At 41.7% G+C, this 24,535-nt stretch carries 19 protein-coding genes, 1 tRNA gene and 1 pseudogene; 1 reads left to right on the forward strand and 20 read right to left on the reverse strand.

Translation table 11 applies throughout. From position 1 onward, the window contains the following. Positions 1-115: 115 nt before the first annotated feature. From BN1938_RS03090 to BN1938_RS03180, 19 genes and pseudogenes are all read right to left on the reverse strand, one after another. On the reverse strand, positions 116-6,079 hold the full coding sequence (locus tag BN1938_RS03090; RefSeq protein WP_050639190.1) for a hypothetical protein: 5,964 nt from the start codon (positions 6,077-6,079) through the stop codon (positions 116-118). 41 nt (positions 6,080-6,120) lie between these two features. Then, positions 6,121-6,888 carry a hypothetical protein gene (locus tag BN1938_RS03095; RefSeq protein WP_050639191.1) on the reverse strand — a complete coding sequence of 256 codons (768 nt, stop codon included), beginning with the start codon at positions 6,886-6,888 and terminating at the stop codon, positions 6,121-6,123. 24 nt (positions 6,889-6,912) lie between these two features. Next, positions 6,913-7,458, reverse strand: coding sequence for a hypothetical protein (locus BN1938_RS03100; protein WP_050639192.1), 546 nt, complete (start codon positions 7,456-7,458; stop codon positions 6,913-6,915). 51 nt (positions 7,459-7,509) lie between these two features. Continuing rightward, positions 7,510-8,004: a signal peptidase I gene (locus BN1938_RS03105; protein ID WP_050639193.1), complete on the reverse strand. Its 495-nt coding sequence runs from the start codon at positions 8,002-8,004 to the stop codon at positions 7,510-7,512. Continuing rightward, positions 8,001-9,707: a hypothetical protein gene (locus BN1938_RS03110; protein ID WP_050639194.1), complete on the reverse strand. Its 1,707-nt coding sequence runs from the start codon at positions 9,705-9,707 to the stop codon at positions 8,001-8,003. The genes BN1938_RS03105 and BN1938_RS03110 overlap by 4 nt, the downstream gene beginning before the upstream one ends. Before the next feature lie 165 nt (positions 9,708-9,872). Further along, positions 9,873-10,490: a hypothetical protein gene (locus BN1938_RS03115; protein ID WP_050639195.1), complete on the reverse strand. Its 618-nt coding sequence runs from the start codon at positions 10,488-10,490 to the stop codon at positions 9,873-9,875. Positions 10,491-10,679: 189 nt separating this feature from the next. Beyond that, positions 10,680-11,291, reverse strand: a complete 612-nt coding sequence (locus BN1938_RS03120; protein WP_050639196.1) for a signal peptidase I — start codon at positions 11,289-11,291, stop codon at positions 10,680-10,682. 315 nt (positions 11,292-11,606) lie between these two features. After that, a complete protein-coding gene (locus tag BN1938_RS03125; RefSeq protein ID WP_050639197.1) occupies positions 11,607-12,488 on the reverse strand; it encodes a response regulator in 882 nt (293 codons plus the stop codon). 264 nt (positions 12,489-12,752) lie between these two features. Continuing rightward, positions 12,753-13,349, reverse strand: a complete 597-nt coding sequence (locus tag BN1938_RS03130; protein ID WP_050639198.1) for a recombinase family protein — start codon at positions 13,347-13,349, stop codon at positions 12,753-12,755. A 161-nt stretch (positions 13,350-13,510) separates the two neighbouring features. Further along, entirely contained in the window at positions 13,511-14,311 is an 801-nt protein-coding gene (locus tag BN1938_RS03135; RefSeq protein ID WP_050639199.1) for an EcsC family protein, read from the reverse strand. A gap of 496 nt (positions 14,312-14,807) precedes the next feature. Beyond that, positions 14,808-15,032 carry a hypothetical protein gene (locus BN1938_RS24150; protein ID WP_050639200.1) on the reverse strand — a complete coding sequence of 75 codons (225 nt, stop codon included), beginning with the start codon at positions 15,030-15,032 and terminating at the stop codon, positions 14,808-14,810. Then, positions 15,010-15,210 carry a hypothetical protein gene (locus BN1938_RS23615; RefSeq protein WP_050639201.1) on the reverse strand — a complete coding sequence of 67 codons (201 nt, stop codon included), beginning with the start codon at positions 15,208-15,210 and terminating at the stop codon, positions 15,010-15,012. The genes BN1938_RS24150 and BN1938_RS23615 overlap by 23 nt, the downstream gene beginning before the upstream one ends. Before the next feature lie 173 nt (positions 15,211-15,383). After that, a pseudogene (locus tag BN1938_RS23830) lies at positions 15,384-15,644 on the reverse strand (site-specific integrase); the annotation flags it as partial. A gap of 113 nt (positions 15,645-15,757) precedes the next feature. Beyond that, positions 15,758-15,834 (reverse strand) — tRNA-Arg (locus BN1938_RS03155). A 252-nt stretch (positions 15,835-16,086) separates the two neighbouring features. Continuing rightward, a complete protein-coding gene (locus BN1938_RS03160; RefSeq protein ID WP_050639203.1) occupies positions 16,087-16,962 on the reverse strand; it encodes a DUF3881 family protein in 876 nt (291 codons plus the stop codon). A 66-nt stretch (positions 16,963-17,028) separates the two neighbouring features. Beyond that, entirely contained in the window at positions 17,029-18,315 is a 1,287-nt protein-coding gene (gene serS / locus BN1938_RS03165; protein ID WP_050639204.1) for a serine--tRNA ligase, read from the reverse strand. A 22-nt stretch (positions 18,316-18,337) separates the two neighbouring features. Further along, positions 18,338-18,862: a DUF4446 family protein gene (locus BN1938_RS03170; RefSeq protein WP_050639205.1), complete on the reverse strand. Its 525-nt coding sequence runs from the start codon at positions 18,860-18,862 to the stop codon at positions 18,338-18,340. Between the two features lie 139 nt (positions 18,863-19,001). Beyond that, the gene (locus BN1938_RS03175) at positions 19,002-19,925 is read right to left on the reverse strand and encodes a ParB/RepB/Spo0J family partition protein (RefSeq protein ID WP_050639206.1); all 924 of its coding nucleotides are present in this window, start codon (positions 19,923-19,925) and stop codon (positions 19,002-19,004) included. Between the two features lie 2 nt (positions 19,926-19,927). Continuing rightward, complete coding sequence (locus BN1938_RS03180) at positions 19,928-20,695, reverse strand: ParA family protein (protein ID WP_050639207.1); 768 nt, start codon at positions 20,693-20,695, stop codon at positions 19,928-19,930. A 1,165-nt stretch (positions 20,696-21,860) separates the two neighbouring features. Here BN1938_RS03180 and BN1938_RS03185 point away from each other — a divergent pair. Beyond that, positions 21,861-22,832, forward strand: a complete 972-nt coding sequence (locus BN1938_RS03185) for an alpha/beta fold hydrolase (protein ID WP_330581537.1) — start codon at positions 21,861-21,863, stop codon at positions 22,830-22,832. 853 nt (positions 22,833-23,685) lie between these two features. Here BN1938_RS03185 and rsmG read toward each other — a convergent pair. Next, complete coding sequence (gene rsmG, locus BN1938_RS03195; RefSeq protein ID WP_050639209.1) at positions 23,686-24,399, reverse strand: 16S rRNA (guanine(527)-N(7))-methyltransferase RsmG; 714 nt, start codon at positions 24,397-24,399, stop codon at positions 23,686-23,688. Between the last annotated feature and the right edge of the window lie 136 nt (positions 24,400-24,535).

A 24,535-nucleotide genomic window follows, 5' to 3' on the forward strand; every position in this document is an offset into this window, starting at 1 on the left:
GTCAATGTATTTTGGGCAGCTGAAAAAGCCACCGAAAACAACGTATGACACATGTTTTCAGTGGCTTTTTAACTGATGTCTGCTCCTTTTGCCCTATTAGCGTGTATATTGCCCGTTACTCTACAATCACATTGTATGGCACTTCCTTGTCTCCGAGTGTGAATAAGATACGATAGGTGCCTGCCGCAGACGATTCTGCAACGGTTACGTCAATCGTCTTAGTTCCTGTCCCTGCAGTCACTGTATTTCCGGTCACGCCCCATTCGGCAGCAGCATCGATATAAGCTTCCCCAGACTTTTTTTGTACCCCTACTTTAATCGCTGACTCATTCATACCATTCAGATAATCCGCTTTGAATTGCAGTTTATCTCCGGCTTTTACCACTCTTGTTCCATCGCCTAGAAGTGCAATGGAAAGTGCCGTTTCAGGGTTAGCTGTTACAGTAATCGGAGTCAGACTTCCCCCAACACTCTCCCATGACGCGCCTGCACTGACACCTCCAGGCATGATTGCAGCCTTTAACCCTATTTGTCCGGGCTTCAGCCCTGTTGTATCCATTGTACTCATGGTAAATACTCTGCTGCCTGATTCAGGCATAGGAAGATACGTCTTTCCTCCTCTGGGATATAATGAAAACATTTCACCGCCTTCTTCATACTGTATCACAGTTCCCACCGGAAATTCTGTTCCGCCCTCCGGCGCAAGCACAGCCCACACGCTGCCATTAAACCTGGTATCTCCGCTTGCTGATGCAGATAAAGTGAATTGATATTCCCCTCTGGATAAACCGGATGTTGGCGCATTTGCTATCGTCACCACAGGTATGCTGTTATTTACGGTAAAATAATCATCCTGGGAATCGGCGCTTTTATCTTCTCTTAAGCGCAGGCCATAATTTCCCGGGGACAGCCCTGATGTACCAGTACTGAAATCAACAATAATGTCCCATACCGCACCAGCGGCAGTAGTGCCTGTAAATGCTGTGTCATCCCACATACTTTTAAAGTCGGACAAACGAATTCGACCCTGCGCTTCACTTCCCGATACCGTATAAATGTAAAACTCTGCACTTGTTATAAGCGTTAGGCTGGTGCCGGGCGGAAATATTTTCGTATCTCCGTTTTCTATATTTCTGAGTTCCAGCCAAAGATCATTTATTTGTACCTGAGTTCCCAATGTAAACTGGGTTGTCACTGCGCTTTTAGAAGAAATAGATGGGGAATTTTCTTCCTTCACGATCTGATTATAATGCCGACCTGCCGATAATTGAACTTTTGATACAACAGACGGTTTCCAATAAATATGGAGAGTAATCTTGGTTACCTGCCCTGCTTGATCCGCAAATTCTAATAATACGGTATCCGGGCTTTCCTGATCTGTAAATCCTGGTGCATTTTTCAAATTAAACTCTATTATAGCTTCATAGCGGCTATCGGTAGTTCCAATATTCACCTGGCCTGACGTAAATGATTTTAAATCATACGGCTTAGTAACCGCCGCCTCTGTCCATCCTGACGACTGTACCTGCTGCATGCTTATGCCAAACTGTTGCCCGGTTATCGTTGGGGCGTCATAACTTATAAATCTCTCTGAATTTCCGCTGGTAACCTTTTGTAAATGCAAAGTCCGGCTTACCCCTGACGGAATTGTCAGCTTTCCGGTATAACTGCCGCTCTGCGTTGCATACAGATCTATAGTCTGGTCAGATAGGGCTGCTGCCTTTGTAATGATTTCTACCTTCATGTTTATCGTTGTTATTTTTCCACTGCTATCTTTCCCTTGTATCTGAATCACTACTGCCCCCAGCTTTTTACTGACGGTTATTCCCTTGTTGCTATAAGTCAGATAAAACTTAATCTGAGGCATAATATTTTTTTGTGTTTCTGCTGTGCTCGTCTTTATGATTGTATTCTTATCATTCGCTATAATTGATTTTTCAGAAACCACTTTTCCTTCTTTACCGGTACCCGAAGAAAATCCCTCCCCTGCTTTCATAAAAAGGCCGAAATGCGACAAGGGATTATCTTGAATAAGCTTCTTCTCTTGTTCCTGCGTAATACTTTCTCCAGACTCCTGATTGGTCTGCGACGTGAACCATTCATCGTCATTCCCCATACCGCTCTTAGCTGCTTCAACCAGTGTCATACCACTGGCATCCACCAGGCTTACCTGCTCAATCGTATAGACAGTCGGTTCGGATGCATGAGGAAGCTCAATCGTTCCCTCTGCCACAGAATATGTTCCGTCAATATAACCGCTATCCCCCGCTTTGAGTTCCTGTGCCGTCAGGACGGTCTCTCGTTCCGACACAGCTCCCGCATCTTTTTTCATTTGCCAATAACGATATGTTGATCCTACATTGTAATAAGGGATTTCTTCATCCGTCTTCCGGGGATCTACAAATCCTCCATCATTTTTGTTTTTTTCTTCTGTCTTAGTACGGGCGTATGCAAAAACCTCTGCCGTCTCTCCTGCCTCCATATAAGCATAGCCAGAAACCTCTCCATATTCTAAACTTTTATCTGTGTTTTCAACAGCCACACGGAATACCGTCCCACTGTCAAAACACACTTTATTTGATGTCATACCATCTGTATTCCCAACTTTATCCAGCCCAACTATGCCGTCCTCTTTATCACGGCTGCTGAATCTTCCAAGTCCGATTGCTTCTGAGTCTAAGATTACTGTACTGCCACCCTTGAGCACCAGGCCTTTTCCAAGAGTTCCTACATCCGGATTCGAATGATCCCCAATACGGTTCAGAGAATATAATGCCGTCGTGTTGTTGTTTGCTATATCGGACTTGCCTTTCAAACGTACATGGGACTCAATTAACAGGACTCTGTCCGCACGCTGTATGGCTTCTAAGGTACGTGTGGTATTAGTTTTATCCGCACTTTCATCCAATACACCATAATGATCCAGGGTAACAAGGCGGGTAGAACCCGCATCACAGGATGCCCCGCTTCCAAATACGCCGCCTGAAATCGTCAGATCTGGCTCCTCTGTACTTCCTGTCCCTGTATTATACCCAGTTCCGTCTATATACACATGGGATGTTCCTGTTATAGTGATCGCATTATAATCCGCCCCGCCTCCAAAATCGCCGCCTGCATAGACAGATCCTTCCACCAGCAGTTTAGACGAGGTTAACTGCGGTTTCTCAACGGCATGGTTATTATAATATGTACATTTATCCGGGGCATGTATGCCGATATGTACATGGGTAGACCCATAAACCGTTCCTAGATACCCTCCCCCAAACACATTTTTTGTAACAGTCCCTCCTGTTAAATTGACAAAGATCATATCCTTAGTTGAACCAGATTCTACTACACCGTCATCACTTTTTTCGCTTCCGCCATAAAGGTTTTTTTTCACCCAGCCGCCTGTCATATTAACGGTGGCTCCTCCAAGTACAAGGCTGCTGCCCGGACTGCCAAGTGAACCTCCATAAACAGAGTTTTCTATTGTACCATTTGTTATGGTTACATTCGTCTTTCCTTCCACAACCGCATTCTTACTACCGCCGTAGACATTGCCGCTGACTATTCCGCCGCTTATTGTAACATCTGTATTTCCGTTTACTTTTCCATTCTCTCCGCCGCCAAAAACAGAACCTTTCACTTCACCGCCGGCAATCGCGATTTTTACTGTTGAACCAGTATCTACGCGTGCACACTCTTCATATCCGGACTGGGCAATTCCTTTCCCTCCACCATATATGCTGCCATTAATCGTTCCTCCATTGACAGTTATTTCTGCCGTGCCCTTCAAATAGGCATTGCTTTTTAACCCGTCTCCATCATACCCCGTAATTGTTCCACTGTCACCCGAACCGCTGGCATAAATATTTTCCTCTACTATAGCGCTGCCCCCGACGGTTATACTTGCCGATCCTGTTAAACTGCCAAATTTTTCGGGAGTAGTCTCTTCAGCAAAGGTATAGTTTGTACTTTCATCTTTATACAGAGATACACCATTTTCATTTCCTTTACCGGCTGCATAGATATTTCCGATAGTGCCTCCCTGTGCGGAAATCCTTACGGAGGACATTGTGTCCCCTTCACTCTTAACAAAAGCAGCCGACCCTGCGCCATAGATATTTGTTACTTTTCCTCCTGTCACCTTTATGTCCAGGTTTCCCAAATACGTAGGAATACTTGCATTCCTCCCCGTTCCTGCACCATAGATATCCCCTACAGTTCCTCCGGAAACTTCTATCTTAGTAGTTCCGCTATATGGAGATTTTACCGCAGTGAATCCTTGGTTTCCACCAATAACTGTAGTCACCATTCCACCTTCAATATTAATATTTACATTGGCATTCTCAATGCCTCCTGATGCACTGCCTGCAACAATGGTGGATACAATGGCATTACCGCCTACGGTTATATTAGCTTCCTGGTTATTAACATTCAAAACATTAGTGTTAAAAGACCTGATATACCCTACAATTCTGGCAATTCCACCGCTCTCAACTTCAATTTTCCCAACCTTAACATTTTGGGTAGATATAGGTGTTCTATAAGACCCGTAAAGATATGTCCCCTTGGAAGTTACATCTTTACCAAAAATGATATCATGTCCGGATCCATATATATGCTGCAGGGTTGCAAGTGTGAGGGATTCCAGCTTGAGATTTCCAGATAAATCTATAGCTTTTTCTATATTATCCTTATCTTCGCCACTACCTTTTAGTCTTATTTGCTGAGTACTCCCGCAAATAGTAACATTCACTGGAGTTCCACCTAGTATCCCACCGCTTTTTTCAGTTGAATCATCAGCTTGATCCATATCGTAATCTGCCTGAAGTATAATTTTATTTGTCTCAACTGTCCCGTTTAGGTTCTTCTCCATCAGGTATTTTGCTGCTTTGGTCAATGATTTAAATGGCAGGCTTTCCGTACCATCCTTGTTATCATCTCCACTTTCCTGATTCACATATACACAATATACCTCTTCTGCTGCAACAGCTGCTTTGGAATACAACGCCGCCGGCTCTGGCGTTTCTGTAAGAAGGGATTCCTTCTCCTCCGGGTCTTTCTGTTCCTCATTTTCAGCTGTATCTGAAACCCTATATCCAGCTGCCCGTGCACTCTCTGCAAATGTCGTGTTTTCATTCCTGCATATTACATATCCATCCTGCCCCGTTACGAAAAGGGTTTCCGGATGATCAATCTCCTGCTGCATTATAACTTTGGTTCGGATATTATCCGCAGGCTGTCCGCTCAGTACGGCATCCTTTTGCCGGAGAACCGGCTCCTGAGAGACAGCTTCCTGGGAGGCGGATTCCTGAGAGGCTGTTTCCTGAGTAACTTCTTCTCCTGCATCCTCCTTCGGTAATGACTGTTCGTCTGAAATTGTATAATTTGCTGTTTCGCCGGATAATTTTTCTCCCTCTGAGTCCTCTGGTGAAGATTCCTTGTATTCCTCTGCATTATCTTCCGGCAATATCAAATCTCCAGCAGATCCGTCGTCCACATCTTCCGGCGGCACCACCTCTTCGGAAGGTACCGTTACTTCCGTCTCGCTGTTGTTTCCCTCCAAGGCAGTGTCACTTCCATTTTCAGGAAGATCCGGTTCAAGTTCTCCATCAGACTGAACGGGGTCTTCTATTTCTGCGCTTTCGAATTCATTCTTTATTCCTGTAAATTTAGGGGCGGACTCTAACTGCTCTCCGGCAAATGCATAATCTCCAAAGCCTGTAATACTGCCGGGCAATGTCAGTTCGCCGCCAAGTTCCCCCAGTCCATAGAATAGATACGCTCCAATATATGTTACACCATTCTCAATAACTAAAGTATGTACCTCACCTGCATAAGGCAAAAATGGCGCAGTTTCAGCGCTATAGTCATCTGTCCTTCCTTCTCCTGAAAGGGTAAGGACTCCCTCTTGAAGTACAGCGGATACCCCGCCCCCCACGTCGATTGGAGACGGACTGTCTTGTGCTGCATAGACCGGTATGAAGTTAAGGCCCGTGGAGTTTAGCAGCAGGCATAGAATAAGCACAATGGTCAAAAATGAATGCCTGTGTCCTCCCGGGTTAATTTGTTTTCTATGATTATTCATCCTCATGACACTCCCTCCATCAAGCAGGCCAAAATCCCCCTCTTTGTTTATTGTGCTTCCCCCGCTGTTAAATCAATTTTGTCAGCCTCTTCAAAGTCTTTTTCTGGTCTGGATAGATTCTTTTCCACCTCTTTTTTCAGTAATACCAATGTATATACCCCCGATTCTTTTGGGCTGAACTTGAAACTTCCATCTTGCTCCTTGGTGATCATCGTATTCGCAGCGTCTGGTATCACACCTGACGGTACAATAAGAGTAATCCCATCCGATGGCGTTTCCACACATGTAATCGTTAGAACAGCTGCCCGGTTATTTTCCGCATCCTCAATAGAATATTGATTGCCAGGTTCCAACACAAATTCAGCCTTTAGAGTCTTCTTATATGGTGTACTGGAAGATGCAGTTACCGTCACTTTAGATGAGCCCGGATCAGGGGTGATCGTGACCTTTTCCTCGTCCTTACTACTTCCGTTCAGTATCAGGTTTTCTGCACTAGTTAGTGTTCCCCCTTCAACATTGATATCAAAAGTAATAGCTTTCTGTGTGATCCGCTTCGAATCAGCAGAATTAGAGAATGTAATATCAAAGCTGCCGGCCTTAGGATCTATATGATAAACCTTATTTTCTGATACTTCTTTCAGGAAATCACTGGTAAAGTAAAACGCTTCAGCCTCCGCAGCCCCGCTGTGGTTTTCCTGAAGCACATACCGTGCAAATGTAATCCCAGCGGTAATGACAAGTATGAAAGCTGTCACGATAAAAAGCGCCGGAAATCGGTAATTTTTATCATTAAGATCTATATTCATCTTTTTCATTCCTGCGCCTCCTTATTCTGAAATCTATTTATTTTGTGTCTGTTTTGAATCAACTGTCAGAGTCACCTTATCGATCTCATCGGCATAACTGGCATCGGTTGAATTTGTTGGCCACTTAACAGTTAATGTATATTCATGTACTGTATTTTCGCTATGGGGCATCTGTCCACCGCTCCAGGCTCTTGAGTTTCCGTCACTTTTTGGAATGGTACTGGTTGTTACATACGTCCCCGCTCCAGTGGAATTCTTTTGGGCCAGCTCATATACAAGCGGCAAATTTCCCGTTGTATTAATGATGATGGAATAATCCTGCGTAACTTCACTGGTTCTGCCATCCTTTACATTAGAAACAGATATGTCTATATTACGGCTGTCTCCTGGCGTCATCCTTTGTAATATGCTGCTCAGATCGGCCTTACTGTCCAGTGCAACCCTGGCGACGCTTGCTGTCCCTGTACCCGTTACAGAAGATCGGTAACGGGCATAAGTGATTCCAAGTACAAGCGTACAAGCCATCGTAAAACAGAGCAGATAACTGGCTGCCCGGCGTTTATTCTGATTACGATCCATCTGCTCCTCCTCTCTATGCGGGTATCAATCCTCGGTATTGTATAAACTGTATTATTCATCTTTCTTATTCCTCAGATGAGGCACCCATATGATTACAAGTATGCCTGCTGTCATAAGCAGCATTCCGGGGGGCGTTTTCAAAAACAGCACCACATTCCCCAGGTGCGGGAGAACCAGGATTAACTTTCCCAAAACATTCTCATACGGCACCATTTCCTGATCCGCAGTATTATTCGCATCTCCGCGGGTTTGGAATTGTCCATCCTTTTTCTCTATAATCCGATGAGTAATCAGGCTCCCATCCTGCTGGAATAATACGATATCTCCAACCTGATATGAGGGAGCTTTCCGGTAAATGTTCAGATCACCGGAGGAAAATACCGGCTCCATGCTGCCCGAACCTGCTGCTGCCAGCCGGAATCCAAGTATTTGCGGCGTCTGTTCTCCTGATACATGCTGTATAGCCGCCCAATACATTATTACTACCAATACAAGCCCCCACAGGATCAAAATGATCCCCTTTACCGTTTTTACTGCACGATTCATTGCTGTACTGCCCTAATGTGCAGGTTCACTGTGTAGGAATGGTTCTTAAGCTCTCCGATCATGGTATCTGCCGCATCCTGTTCATCGCTTGTATGATAGGGCCACCGCCATTTAATCTGGTAAATCTCCTCTCCCCTCTTTTTCAGGGTTATCTTATCTGTATAGACTTCTTCCTTGCCTGCTGCCGCCTGCCAGGATGTGAGAAGATTCCCCCTGGAATCTGCAATTGCAAATTCCAAAGGCAGATGCAGATCCTTCTCGCTGACAGCAAGGTCAATGGAAACAGAAAAATGATTGTCGTTATTTATACGGAACAGATAGTACCCTTCCGCTCCTGGTGAAAGCAGCGTCACATCATCCTGCCCCGCCGTCCGGTTATAGAATAGATCAATCTCCGTTGCTTGTTCCCACGCAGTCATCAGCTGCTCGCTTGTTCCCCCGGCAAATTTTACTCCATTGTCCGGCTCATCCGGTTTCGGAGTATCTGGCCCCGGAACATCCGGGCCTGGGACATCTGGCCCCGGAACATCTGGATCTGGGATATCCGGGTCCGGGGTGTACGTTCCCGGATCGTCGTTACCCGGCATATTTGGTTCCGGCGTACCGGTTCCCGGTGTATCAGAGCCTGTTGTGCCTGAACCTGCCGTATCATTCGATGGAGGGTTCGCCCCTATGGTACTGCCAACGGAATTATTTCCGCCTTGATTGTTGACATTTGTCCCCTGATTCTCTCGGGATGGCGGCTCCTTATTGGCGCCTATCAGTTTCTCAGTATCTTTCCCTATAGGTACCTGCAATACTTTATTAGCATCGCTTAAAATTTGATATCCGCCCTCCCCCGGCTCCTGTTTGTTTCCATCCGGGGTCATAGAGGTACCTCCTGTATATATCACAGTGTCATTATGAATCACAGTCCCGTCCGGCCGCACCTGTGTTCCGTCCGGAGCCTGGATGGTTCCATCCTCCATATTCGTCAGACTGCCGGATGGTATTATGACCTTATGGTTTGCCTTATCCCCGCTTCCGCAGATAATCGTTCCGTCTGTTGTAATCACATTCCCCACCGGAGTTACTACCACGCCAGATCTGATATCTGCCTTTCCCGTCGGGGATACTACAATTCCATCCTCTGTCAGATAAGTCACTTTATCCGGGTTGATATATAGCCTGCCGTCTTCTTTCAGAATCATGACCTGTATCTCGAGATACTTAATATCAACGGCAACCTCCACCTGATATGTGTCATCCTTAAGAAGGCTTATCCTTGCCCCCTCCTCAATCTCCTCCTTACTGATATTGACTTCTCTCTCGGCAAGTACATTCCCTTTACTGTCAATAATACTAAGCGTATGGGAGCCGCCCTCTGTATTCTCAAACACAAACGCACCAAAATCATCCGTTATCGTCTTCCTTGGCTCACTATGAATCTGAACCGTTCCTTTCGCATAGGGAGAACCGTCGCTGTAGAATATCTTGCCCCCCAGATGGATCTTAGCTCCCGGCTGGGTAACATGGATGGTATCAATTGCTTTTCCTGTCATATTATCTGAGAAACGGCTTCCCTTGCCCAAAATGTATCCTGCAAAACCGGTTGTTATAATCATGAAAATGAAAAGTAAAAATAAAAGAATCCGCCATTTGCGGCCTTTCTTTTCTTCCGGATCCGGAGTACTGGTATTTAATTGTGTGTATAAATCACTCATGTTCAGACGCTCCTTTCCGGTATAGACGAAATGTTTGCTTTGTAAATTGTAGAAACACTTTCCAGCCTACGGCAAAGGGAACATTAACGGTGTTAAAATTCCCTTTGCCGAGGGCTGGAAGCCCTCGGTTTAAATATCCACTGGCACAGGTGGTAGGGGATATTTTTATGGGGTTGGGGGCACGGTTGGGTCTTCATTCAACTGTTCACCAGTTACTTTCACAGTAATATTAGCAGAGGTTGGAGGGGTTGCTCCTAAATTTGTATCCTCTGTGTCTTTACTATTATCAAAAAGCCATTCCCAGTTAATTGATAGTTCTTTTTTAAATGCAGCAGCTTCTGATGCTTTTAATTCTTTAGTAAATATTTCCTTCTCTGTATTATCTTGGGTTGGCATAATAACCTTTTTACCATCGCTATCTGTAAATGTTAACTGTTCCGGCAGATTTGAAACGTCATCAACTTTAACAGAAATCGTTACTTTTGTTGCTACCTCGGTTCCTGTTAAATCTACAAAAATTGGAAGTTTTCCCTCTGTTCCTGGTGCTATTTTGCCATCTGTAACTCCACCACCAGTCGTAGTATCAGTCAAATGAAAGTCCGTGATTGTAGTTCCGTTTACTGCATCTCCTGCTTTAAAAGCCCATTTTGCTACAGTAGCAGTCCCTTCACCTTCAACACTACTAGTATACTTAGCCAACGTCCCGCCCGTAAGACATGTGGTAATAAGCGTGAGCGCCAGAGCCAAAGCGCCCAGGCGCCCAAAGTTAAATTTTTTCTTCATCCTTGTTCCTCCTTTTCTCTTATTTATTAGGGAATCCCGCGCAGTCTCCTGCGTCCCCTGTCTGACTGCTGCAATGATTCCCTTCATTGCCTGCAGCGTTTTGCTGAGTTGCTCAGCTATATGTAAACACCTGACAAAACTCCTGTGCCCAGCTCCCAGGTGTAATACATCCCTTTTATTGATTCTTTTTTATCTTTCCTGATTCGCCTTGCGCAGTGCTTCAAGTTCTTCCTCCAGCTGCCTTCTCTTCTCCTGTTCCTGCTTATCTCCTTTTCTTCTATACAGGATATCTCCCACAATCAGAAGAAAGATCGGGCACACGATAAATATGATCATGCCCGTTGTAGACTGCATGAACATAACAAAATCACCGGCCCCCGCTATCTTTTTGCCTTTATAAATGCCCTGCACCTGGCTTTGCTCTACCTGCTTCTGGTCGTCTGTATTATTGGCATCGCCCCGGGTAGTATAGCGAATATTGCCGTTATCTTCGGTAACGTCTGCGATCCGGTGAGTCACTGCAGTACCTCCCTCGAGATAGCATATGACATCTCCCTCTTTGAGCTGGTCTTTATCAGCATTCTGAATAAATATTAAATCTCCGGACATGAATTCCGGTTCCATCGAACCAGAAAGTACAATTACCGGACGCATTCCAAACACTCCCGGTATATTTTCCGGGTGAATATATGTGTTAACAATTAAAATTATATTGATGATAATAATCGGAATTAAAATAATGCATAATATAATGCCTATAATAGTACCAACCAGTCCTCTTTTTTTCTTTTGCCGTTCCATAATTATGTAAGTCCTCTCTTTATAGATTTACTAAAATAACAAAGTGGGCAAGCCCACTTGAACTCCCCAACCCCTCAATTTTCAGATCCTTTTAAGGTAAAAAAAACGGTATCCCTATGAAGGATACCGTAAATTAAAACTATTTAAAAATGAATAACGACTCCCTCTTTCATATTATACAATAGGCACCGTTACTCAACCGTTACTCTAAGTTATAGATATTTCATAAAAAACAATTTTTTTTCATCCCGCCAAATTCTTTTCGAATCACACCAGAATTTTTCAGCAAATCTGGCTAATTATATCAGCTTGCATTTACTCAACTACCCGGTTGCTTTCTCTCGTCATAAAAGCATTGGCATCCTCTGCCCATAAATAAGTTCCCATAAAAGTCCCCTGGAATAAATCTCTTTTTCCTTTCAGGTATTCATAATATTCACAGGTAAAATGTAGAGATTTAATCCTGGCCCTGCCGTATCCTGTTTCAAGTATGAATTGTATCCCATATCTCTCAAGCACATTCTTCAACCTGTGCATAAGTGTCCGATAATATTGTTTCCCGCTTTTTTCTGTCTGTTTTTCTAATACAGAAAATACAATCTGGTCTATAGTACACCAGTTTCCCTGTTGGTACACAAGAAATGCTAATAACTCTTTTACTTTCGCATAAGTGAATTCCACAATCTCTCCGTCTACAAAAACATCAAAGGATGGGAAGCATTTCATTACAATCTGTTTTTTGGAGACATTTTTTCTTTCTTCTATCTCTTTAAACAGTTTATAATATCTTGCCCTCCCGACCGTACGCACCAAATCCTCTATTTTGACTGGCTTCAGAATATAGTCCACCGCATTCGTTCTCCATGCGTCATAGGAATAATCACGCCTCCACGTTACAAAAGCAATGGCGGGCGGCGGATTCATTTCTTCTAGCTGACGCGCCACTATAATCCCCTGGTCACTGTACATCGATATTGCTATAAAGACTAAATCCACTCTCTGCTCTTTTATGTAGGCAATCCCATCCAAAACATCCAGAAACCCTCTTTGATACTTTACTCCATCCATCTGCGTTATTAAGTCTCCGATCTGTTTGAGCGATATGGGATCATTATCAATCGCAACAATTCTTAGATCTTCTGCGTAACCCGCCGCATGTTCAGCACCTTTTATAATTCCTGAATGATCAATTTGCACACATATCCCCCCTCACGACTTTATCTGTTTACATACAAGTTACGAAAGGTACACCTTTAGTTACTTATAAAAAAACACACTTTTTAGGCTATCCCAACGGACGGCCTTTTTTTAATTGGGTGTTTTTTCCAAATTAATGTTGTAACTAAAGGTGTACCTTTTTTTACAACGCATTTTTTTAATAAATCATACTATACTTTTTACTAATAAGCAAGGAAGTATCACTATTTGATGCATATGTTATTTATTGATTTATATTTATAGTTAACCACTGTTTTTCGTCCATCTGAGGAATGTTGTGGCAGATACCCCTAAATTTCCCGCAGCCTGACGACAGGTTATCTCCCCATGTATATAACGCTCTTTCAAACTATAAAATTCTTCCGGAATCTTAATCTGCGGCCTTCCCATATGTACGCCCCGGGCTTTAGCCGCTGCAATTCCTTCCCTCTGCCGTTTTCTTATATTTTCCCGCTCTGTCTGTGCCACATAACTCAATAGCTGCAGAACTATATCTGAAATAAGCGTCCCTGTCAGGTCATTTTCGTGCCTGGTATCCAGTAGAGGCATATCCATTACCACGATTCCTACATGCATCTTTTTTGTGATAATCCGCCATTGCTCAAGTATCTCATCATAATTCCTTCCGAGTCTGTCTATGCTCTTGACAACAAGAGTATCTCCCGTCCTAAGTTTACGAATAAGACGTTTATATTGAGGGCGGTTAAAATCCTTGCCCGATTGTTTATCCATATAGATTTTTGAATCCGGGATACCAAACTCATTCATAGCAATTACCTGGCGCTGCTCATTCTGATCTTTAGACGATACCCGGATATATCCATAAGTCTGCGCTGACATATTGTTTCCTCCTGTGAAAATTATACATGATCACATCCCCAGCGCCAAGCATTTCCATCCTTTTCCGGTCAGCTCTGCCATATTCTTGCTACTTTGCACGGCTCAAAGGCCGTGAATCGTAACATATTCTTTTCTCTCGTCTGTCATAAACAATTTTCTTTTTATTTACCCTCAATTTTATTTTTTCGGGTCAGAAACCGCCTCCAATATTTCAAGTTGGCATAAGAAGATACCCGCTTCATGTAGACTACATCATAGGCGCCGCCTACAACTCCCACAATTGGGATTCCCTGCAGAAACTTCATATACAGTAGTTCTTTTGATAATAATCCTGCAGTCTCTTCAATTTCCATTTCCCTGCTGTAATCTTCCGGCAGCTGCTCTTTTTCAATATATGCATTCACCCTGCAGTCCAGTTCGTGCATCATCTCACCATAAGAAACGGCTCCCTGAATCAGCAGCAGTATAAAATATCGTTCCTCTTCAGAGTCATAATCGTAACCGTAACTGATTGCAGTCTCGTAAATGTTCTTTAATATCAGGCCCGTAAAGAGAGGAATGTCAGGCAGGCCGATTCCCAAAGCTCCAAGTCCTATCCCGGAAACCCCGGAGATCACTAAATTCTTCGCCCCCACAAAGTCCGCTTTTCTGGAAAAAGCACGCAGGGAACTGCGGTTCTGCCGTACTTCATCCGCATATTGATTGACTTTGTAGGCCTTTTCTAAATCCTCTTTTTTATATGTCTTTTCAATCGCTGCCGTTCCTTTTTCAAAAATCAGCATAAATGCTTTGGCAAAAGCTATATCCAGAGTGTGCTGCAATTTTTCTGGAACTTTCTCCGCCAGTTTTTGATTCAGAAGAGTATCTTTCTTTTCCTGACGTCCTTTTAAAAAAACTGATTCTTTCCGCTCCAGTTTGTCCCATTCTTTTTCAAAAGGACTTTTTTTCTGAAATATCCCCATAACCGGCTTTCCTCCCTAAAAGATAAATTTCTTAGCCCCCACGTATCTTCTTCTGGAACCGTACCTTATTTACTCTTCCCGTATAAAAGACAGGCTGTCTTCCTCGGTTAACAGCAATAAACAGACAGGATGACTGAATAAGTCTTAATACTCCTTTTATAGTAGCCGCTTGTATTTTTCTTTTTTTCCGTCTACTGCAATCATTTCAACTGGAGTACAAATTGTACCCCAGTTGCTGTTAAGCTCTAGATCACGACTTCTCATTTTTTTGATATATTGTTTCGGGCCAATGCTGTCCGTAAGTATAGCGACCACATCCACCAGAAAGGAGTTGTACCTAAGTCAATATTATTTGATTCATCATCATTCTTCCGTTTCCAGTTCTAACCGCTGCAATATATCTTTGATAATCCCCGCATCTTGAATGAGGTTAATACCAAAACATTTTTTGCCTGCATCCTTTAAGGATGCTCCCACATGGTAAGCGGTTTCCCTGTCAAGAACTTTGACTGGCTTCTTCATGTTCGGATATGTACTCAAATATCTGCTCTAATTTTTCATCGGTCTGCTTCTGGTATTCCAACTGCTTTAACTCTACATTGCTGATACGCTCAAAGAGCAAGGCATTGTTAGCAATAAAACGACGCATCTCTACAAAAGCCCTCATAATACCGATACTTACATTTACGGCAACTTCACTATGAAGTACACTGGCAAGCATGGATATTCCCTGTTCGGTAAAGACATAAGGTAAAGTTCTTCGTCCACCATATCCACTTTCTCTCATGCTTGAAATAAATTACATATATCAATTTTTCAATACCAGGCTGCCCAATTTCTACCATAGGTACTTCTACCTCATTTTGTGACAAAACTTCTTTTTTCTCTTGTGTTGCCATTATATCCTCCTAAACTTGAAATGCCAAATTGGCATTTCAAGTTCTATGTATAATCTGCTTTAAGGTAACAGCCTGTGACCTTAAACGCTTTTCTCAACAAATCCATTATACCATGCAGCAGACTTTTCACCACACAAATCCATAAAGAAGAGGGGCAATCTTTTCTACTTCTCCTGTACAGACTTCATGTCTCCACCATTTAATTTCAGCTTATAAGTGATACTGGAATGGCGGAAACTGTGAAACACAACAAGCGGTAAATAATTATCAATCAGTTTTTTAGCACCCAATTGATATTCTGCCCTTCTATCGGTCTGCCGCAGGAAGAAGTAAATTCCAGATTGTAGTCTGTAGATTTCTCTCCGAACGGCTCCTTGAGGTTTTCGATTTTTCTCAAACAGTTTCTGAAGCATCTCGGCAACCGTTTTGGGAAGGATTGATTAGCAAAAGGCGCTCCTGCTAATCGCACATTATGATAAGTTCAATTTTTCTTATAAAATAAGGAACGCCGAAAACCTTGTTTTTACAGGGCTTTCGGCGGGGTTGTTGGCGTTCCTGAGCGGATTCGAACCGCTGGCCTTCCGCTTAGGAGGCGGACGCTCTATCCTGCTGAGCTACAGAAACATTCCATAATCTATATTTAATTCAAGTTATTGTCCTTTACTAATTAGTAGCATTATATCATATTTTCCCCAATAGGCATATGGAAATACATATACTACTACTTTGCAATTCTGTTATGAATTTATCCACAATATAAAATAAGTGTCAAAACACAATTTATAATATAACATAAATTTTAAAAATACTCAACTTATTTCCCAAATATTTTTATATTTTTTCTAACCTTCATCCGGGGTAATATCGGCCGCATACTTAGAAATTGATATATCCCTGCAGCCAGATTGTACCCTTAAACCTCCTGCCGATTTCGGGTTCTCCCATAACCTCATTTACGGGTACGCATACATCAAACTGCATCTCATTTACATCCAGCTTCATCTGATACAAAGGTTCTTTAGTCAGCGTGTTCTCTCTCTTTCTAACTGCAAGTATCTCCCCCATAATAGAGTACAAATCACATTCCACACCGTATGGCATAAAGTATGTATCTACTATCGTAAATATATCTTCATTTATCAGCCTGCGGGATACTTTGGAATATGTATCGATATCATCCAGAGTAAGGGTTTCTATTGCCGTCTGGTCGCCGCTTCTAGCTGCATTAAGCAGAAGCTTTCTGTTATCCGATGCCTCTTTTTCATTTTTCAGCTGATCTTCACTCTTTCTTACCGGAAATAGAATCTTTCCTGAAAGTGCCAGCCCTGAAAAAGTAACTGAGACTGCCAGCTCGGTTGCAATGCCAAACTGGCGCTCCCTCATATACTCGATTCCATTCTGCAGATGGAAGATAAGGCTGATACCGACTTTCGGATCCTCACATATTCCCACATACTCTTCTTTCTCGATTCTTTTTTCTACAATAACATCAGCGTATGTGGTTACACCGCTCCCCTCAAAATATGGAAAATAATAATCTGCATCGAAATTTTCAAATTCATCCAGTTCACCGCACAAAGTTATCCCCACATTTTGTCCGTATTCCTTCTGAAATTCACAGTAATCTGCCCAATTCTGATAAGATACGATTGTCTGATGTGTAAAAGTAGTTTCTACCTGATTCAACAGTTCTTTTATATCTTTCTTTGTCTTCAGGTTGTTAAATCCAATTGCTTTCAGATATTGATGCATAATATTCTCCAAATTATAGTACTATATTATCTTAATACTATTTTCTAATATATATTCATGAATCCGTTAATTTTTCGGAGTTATCACTGCATTCCCTCCCATATATGGGCGGAGCGCCTCCGGTATTTTTACGGAGCCGTCTGCCTGGAGGTTATTTTCCAGAAATGCAATCAGCATTCTTGGCGGAGCTGCTACCGTATTATTCAGTGTATGTGCAAAGTATTTTGTCTTATCACCTTTTACACGTATTCCCAGCCTTCTGGCCTGTGCATCGCCCAAATTAGAGCAGCTTCCTACTTCAAAATATTTTTTCTGCCGCGGGGACCATGCTTCTACATCCACGGATTTCACTTTCAAGTCAGCAAGGTCTCCTGAACAGCACTCCAGAGTACGCACCGGCACATCCAGAGATCGGAATAAATCTACCGTATTCTGCCATAGCTTATCATACCATTCCATACTGTCTTCCGGTTTGCATACAACAATCATTTCCTGTTTTTCAAATTGATGTATACGATATACACCGCGCTCTTCAATTCCGTGCGCCCCTTTTTCTTTTCTGAAACATGGGGAGTAACTTGTCAGTGTCTGCGGAAGCTCTGCTTCCTGCAGCTGTGTGTCGATGAATTTTCCGATCATGGAGTGCTCACTTGTCCCAATCAGATAGAGGTCTTCGCCCTCGATCTTGTACATCATGGCATCCATCTCTGCAAAGCTCATAACGCCTGTCACGACATTGCTGCGAATCATAAAAGGAGGCACACAGTAGGTGAATCCCCTGTCGATCATAAAGTCTCTTGCATAGGAAATCACGGAAGAATGAAGACGTGCTATGTCTCCCATCAGATAATAAAATCCATTCCCGGCAACACGCCTTGCGCTGTCCAGGTCTATGCCGTTAAAACGTTCCATAATTTCTGTATGGTAAGGTATTTCGAAGTCTGGCACAAATGGCTCTCCGTATCTCTCAACCTCTACATTCTCACTGTCGTCTTTTCCAATTGGTACGGATGGATCAATTATGTTTGGAATAATCATCATGATCTTCCTGATATTTTCTTCTACTTCTTTTTCTTCTGCAGAGAGTGCTTCCATTCTGTCTGCATTTTCTGCTACTTTCTGTTTAAGGACTGATGCTTCCTCTTTCTTTCCCTGTGCCATCAGAGCACCGATCTCTTTTGAAATTTTATTCTTTTCGGCTCTTAATGCCTCCACTTCCTGCTTAATATCCCGGTTTTTTTGATCCAGTTCTAAAACTTCATCTACCAAAGGCAATTTTTCATCCTGGAATTTATTCTTAATATTTTGTTTTACAGCATCAGGGTTATTTCTTACAAATTTAATATCCAACATAGTATCTCTCCTCTTTTCCTCTCTATCTTTTATTTAAATCATATGCTTCCTGGAATATAGCTCTTTCCAGTGACTCTGATTCTTCCTCTGCCAGCTCAATATAGCTCTGCCCTTTTACAACTTCTTTAATATAAGTATAACAGCCTTCCCTGCTGTGCATTGCATTTAATATCCATCCATTATCATTTTCATCCAGCATAGTAAGCGCAAAACTTAGATCCCCCCCCATTTCATGGAAAGCATCGTATTTTACAATGCCAATCTTCTGATAATGTAGCTTCATTTTTTTATAAATATCCTGTATATCTATTTGATTTTTTTTAGCGATTTCTGCAATTTCATCAAGCTCCGAAAATCTTGTAAGCATACTCTCTTCTAGATTCTTTCCATCTTTTCCCTTCATAAACGAAGAATAACTGGTTTTTAGCCTATTGTACTTCATATTTACACTGATTAACATTACAAATAACAGAACCTGGATTAAAAACAAAAGTATAATCAAATACACAGGATCTAGTCCAATATTACTTAAAATAGTATTTTCCATACCCACTTCCTCCTTATTAAATTATGTATCCCCTTTTACCGCCAAATTTACCAATCTATTGCCATCACTGTTTATTATGCTGACATTTCCCCATATTATGATAAGCGGCACAATAGTGTGTATTTTAATTTATTACAACTTATTCGTTTCTTATAGACATAATTAAATCGAATATACGTTCGAGTTCATCTTCTGAATAATACTCGATCTCAATCTTTCCTTTTCCATTTGCTTTTGGACTCACATTTACCTTTGTACCAATGATATTTTTCATCTTTTCTTCCAGATTATCATAGATAAATGTGTGTTCAACCTTTTCAATTTTTTGCTCTTTTTTAGGATTTTTCAAGGCCTTAACCAGTTTTTCGGTCTCCCGGACACTTAATTTCTCGTCGAATATCTTATTTGCAAGTATATACTGCTGTTCTTCATCGTCTATAGCAAGCAGAGCCCTGGCATGTCCTGTAGTAATCATGTCATCTACAATCATTCTCTGTACTTTTTCACTTAGTTTTAAAAGACGCATAGAGTTTGTTACCGCTGTTCGGCTCTTTGATACCCTTTCTGCAACTTCATCCTGTTTCAGGCTGAATTCTTCCAGCAGACGTTTATAGGCCATGGCCTCCTCAATAGGATTCAGGTTTTCTCTCTGAATATTCTCAATCAAAGATATTTCAACGATTTCCTGGTCAGTATAATTTTTTATAATCACAGGTATTTCCTTTAAGCCCGCAAGTTTTGCTGCCCGCCATCTTCTCTCACCTGCAATAATTTCATAATAATCCTTTTTTTTCTGTACAACCAAAGGCTGTAAAACGCCGAATTGCTTTATAGAGTCCGCAAGTTCAAGAAGAGCATCTTCATCAAAATCTTTTCGAGGCTGCTCCCTGTTTGGTTCTACTTGATTGATTTTCACCAACATTTCGCCAGATTCATTTACTACTCCCTGCTTTTCTGGCTGTGTTACGTTTTCTTGCTTTACAGGCTTTTTTACGGTCTTATCACTTCTATCGGGAATCAGACTGTCCAAACCTTTTCCGAGTCCATTTCTTTTTACTGCCATTCTTATTCCTCTCCTTTATTAATCACTTCTTCTGCTAACATCATATAACTCTCTGCTCCTGCAGACTTTGGATCATATAAATTAATAGGCATCCCGTAGCTGGGTGCTTCTGCCAAACGGATATTCCTCGGTATTATAGTCTTGTATATATTCTGATCTAAGTTATCTTTCACATTCTCGACTACCTGTAAAGAAAGATTAGTTCTGGCATCATACATAGTAAATACAACACCTTCTATTTCCAGTGATGGATTCAGCCTTTCCTGTACCAGTTCAATCGTATGTACCAATTGGCTCAACCCTTCCAGTGCATAATATTCACACTGAATAGGTACAAGTACAGAATCAGCCGTTGTCATAGCATTAATGGTAAGCATGCTCAATGCAGGCGGACAATCAATAATCACAAAATCATAATCATCCTTAACTTTTTCAATTTCATTTTTAATAATATATTCCTTGTTATCAACACCAATCAATTCAATTTCCGCTGCTGACAAGTCTATATTAGATGGAAGAACATCAAGATTATCAAAAACTTCTCTGCAAATACATTCCTCAATTCCGGCGCCACCGATAATCAAATCATATACAGTGTTTTCAACTTCATTTTTATTCACACTAAGCCCACTCGTCATATTCCCTTGAGGATCCATATCCAGAGCCAGAACCTTTTGTCCCAGTCCAGCAAGTGAAGATGATAGATTAATAGCCGTTGTAGTCTTACCCACACCACCCTTTTGGTTTGCAATTGCTATAATTCTTCCCATATTTGTACTCCTTTCATTGAACACTTCACTATTATATCACTTTTTTCTCTGCATATCTATATAATGTTTCACGTGAAACATAGAATTTTTAATAAAAATAAAAATTCTATGTTATCAATGTCAATAAAACAAAAAAACTGTACCAAATATTTCCCATAACTTATACATTTATAAAAACCTGTCACATAGATAAAATCAATTTACAATTAAAGGGCATTCTATGTTTTTTTCCTAACAGACGTCGCTGAAGTAAAATAATAAAATAAAGTTATATTCAAAGAGTCATACCACAATTCGTACCTTTTAAGTAATTCTGTGGTATAACAAAAAACAAGGTATAACCAAGGGGTATCCTGTAACTTCCATTCCTATGTACGCATTTACAGCCAAGTCCCAATATAAAGTACAACTTAAAGGAATCCCCTAATTCATGTCCTATAAACGAATCCCCATCAAAGCTGTAGTTTAAAACAAAATAGTAGATAACAGCATAAATGTTTCACGTGAAACATCTAACCAGTGTAAATACCCAAACTCAAAATTTACATTTAAATCGCGTAAACTAATTATCTATTTCAATAAAGTATTAAACATTATCTAATACCCTCACATTTTTTAGTCTTACAATCCATCTAAAAACTACTCCCCTTTCATTTATAAACCAATCTTTTTTTGAACCGTCTTATATCCATACTATCTAACCTATCACCATCCGCCTCCCCCGTAAAACTCACACAACTAAATTTATCTACCGATTTGATGAACCAGCCAGAATTGAACGGTGCGCCAGCTGCATCGCTGGAAACTTACGTGTTCATTTCTGGAAGCATAGAGTGCGCCATAGACTTACTTGATGAAAAGTACATCGGATTGGAAGGATAAAATCTGCTCACCAAAGCAGATTTTAAGGCGGCCTGAGCCGCGCAATTCATCAAAATTGCGTGGTGAATGCCGCCGGTGCCTTCCAATCCGATGTACTTTTCATCTAGTAAGTCTTGGCAAACGGACCGCTCCAGAAATGGACACGTAAGTTCCCAGCGATGCAGCTGGCACACCGTTCCATTCTGGCGTCCTCCAATATAATTCCATAAATTTACCCAAATAAATTTACATGCCCCCTCCAGTGTAGTATAATGATAAGTAGAAATTCAGAAAGAGGTGAAACATGGTGAGTTGGAAGAAAAAACTCACAACATGCGCTCTTCTTGGAGGCACCGCTGCCGGGATGATGCATGTTGTCAATAGACTGGTTTATTACATTTCCACAATAGATAACTTATTATACCATAATGATGAAAAATATTATGATTGGAGATTCGGCCGTATATTCTACACTAAACAAGGAAGCGGTTCTCCAATTTTATTAATTCATGACATGAACGTTATTAGTTCATCCTATGAATGGAATAAAATTATTGAAACTTTATCTCAGACTAACACAGTCTACACCATTGATCTGCTGGGATGCGGCCGCTCGGACAAGCCAAATCTTACATATACCAATTATTTATACGTACAATTGGTCACAGACTTTATCAAGCACATTATTTGCAGTAAGACAGATGTAATAGCAACCGGTGAATCCGGAACCTTTGTTTTAATGGCATGTGCAAATGACAACACAGTCATAGACAAAGTCATGCTGGTCAATCCGCAAAACCTGGTTACACTGGCAAAGATACCAACAAAACGCACGAAATTACTGCGCCACTTTATAAGTGCACCGATCATAGGAACATTTGCTTACAATATGCTCATTAACAAAAGAACCATTGAAGACAGTTTCCGGTCACAATATTACTACGATCAAAATAAAATCGAAGAAAGAAGTATCATGACCTGTTTCGAGTCTTCGCACAAATCCAATACCCGCTCAAAATATTTATACGCAAGCATGAAATCCCGTTTTACAAATGCAAACGTAATGCACTGCCTCAAAGGCCTTACCAACAGCATATTCATCATAGTAGGAAATGCCAACCCTGAAAACGGGCTCACAGCAAATCAATATCAGAACCAACTGCCATCTATAGAGATTATCGGAATAGACAAAACAAAACACTTGCCGCAGATGGAATCTCCAAAAGAATTCATAGACCAAATCCGCATCCTATTTGATATCGAGGGGGATATCTGAGTTGGGTGAAGGGGGACGTTTCTGAGGAGGGGAATAGGGGCTGGTTGGATACGGAATTGTGGGATAACTGGCGCTATATCAAAAAAGACTCTGACATGACGAACACCGCGGACACTCACGAGTATGCCGATGCATACTCGCTGCGGGTCCGCTTTTCACCAGGACTTGTGGTCCTGGTGAAAGTCCGCATGTCAGAGTCTTTTTTGATAAAGCGCCAGTAATCCCACAAAAGACGCATCCAACCAGCCCCTATTCCCCTCCTCAGAAACTTGGTTCATCCAATCAGATGGTATCCGTTTGGTTGTGAAAGAAATCAGCTATTGGCTTACTTATAATCTTAAATTTAAAAATTAATTATTCCCTTCTCCTTCCAAAATTTTTATACTTATCCACACTAACACCGATTTTCGCAGCATGTTTTTCCCGGAGGTAGCGCATAGCCCTTTGTGAGGCGTCAGGGGGAGGATCGAGGATGTGGAAGGGGATTGCGGTGTGGGAAAGGATGGACGCACTGGAGGAAGGTATACCGGTGTTTTCTGATGCCTCTAAGTGTGCCGTGTTTCCGTAAGGATAAAATAGAAAAATCTGATGGACAAACTTTGCTTTACCAAGCAAAGTTTGAAGCGACTAAGGCCTCAAATCATCAGATTTGAGGCTGCATGTCGCTGGTTCCATCAGATTTTTCTATTTTATCCTTACGGAAACTAGGCTAAACGGCCGGTATCAGAAAACACCGGTATACCTCCCTCCAGTGCGTCCATCCTTCCCCACACCGCAATCCCCTTCCACATCCTTGATCCTCCCCCTGCCGGCTCACAAAGGGCGTCCCCCTACCATCCCAAAAACCTCCCCGCTACAAAATCGGCTCTTTTGAGGGCAGACCTGCTTTTCGGGGATATTTTTTCTTGGTCGCCTCTATTTTTTTTATCGTTACGAACGATCTCCCTATTTCTGTTCCCGGAAGCTGGAATTTTACTGTTTCTTCTGTTTTTCCTCCCAGCATTTTTACTGCTTTTTGAGATGCCTGCAATTCCTCCTCTATATTACCGGATTTATAGGATATAAATATACCCCCCACCCGTATATATGGTATACAGTACTCACTCAATGTTGATAAGTTTGCCACCGCTCTTGATACACACAAATCAAACTTCTCCCTATAATCCGTCTGTCTTGCGTAGTCTTCTGCTCTGCCATGGAGCGTCTCTATATCTTCCAGTTTCAGTTCCTCTATTACTGTGTTAAGAAACTTTACCCTTTTGTTTAAAGAATCCAATAAAACTACATGCAGATGTGGATAAACTATTTTTAAAGGAAGACCTGGAAAACCTGCTCCGGTTCCTATATCTATTACTGTTTTAATGTTATCTATATCAATAGCTTTTACTATAGAGAGGCTGTCAACAAAATGTTTCTCATTAACTTCGTCATACTCGGTAATCCCTGTCAAATTCATGACTTTGTTCCACTCAGTCAGTAATTCATAATATCTCTGGAACTTCTGTTTTTGTTTTTCACTTAACTCGATATTCAAGTCTAACAGCTGACTTTCAAATTTATTTTCCATACATTTTCTCCCGGTAAATGACTATACTACTTTGTAAACCATCGCTTACTTTCAAATTTGTACCTGAGAATGAAATATCTTTATATTATCATTCATTCTCAGATGTTACTGTTCCCCCCCTACGGGCGTGCACAGT

This window comes from Eubacterium sp. SB2 (genome assembly GCF_001244405.1).
In the GTDB taxonomy this organism is placed as follows: domain Bacteria; phylum Bacillota; class Clostridia; order Lachnospirales; family Lachnospiraceae; genus Faecalicatena; species Faecalicatena contortus_B.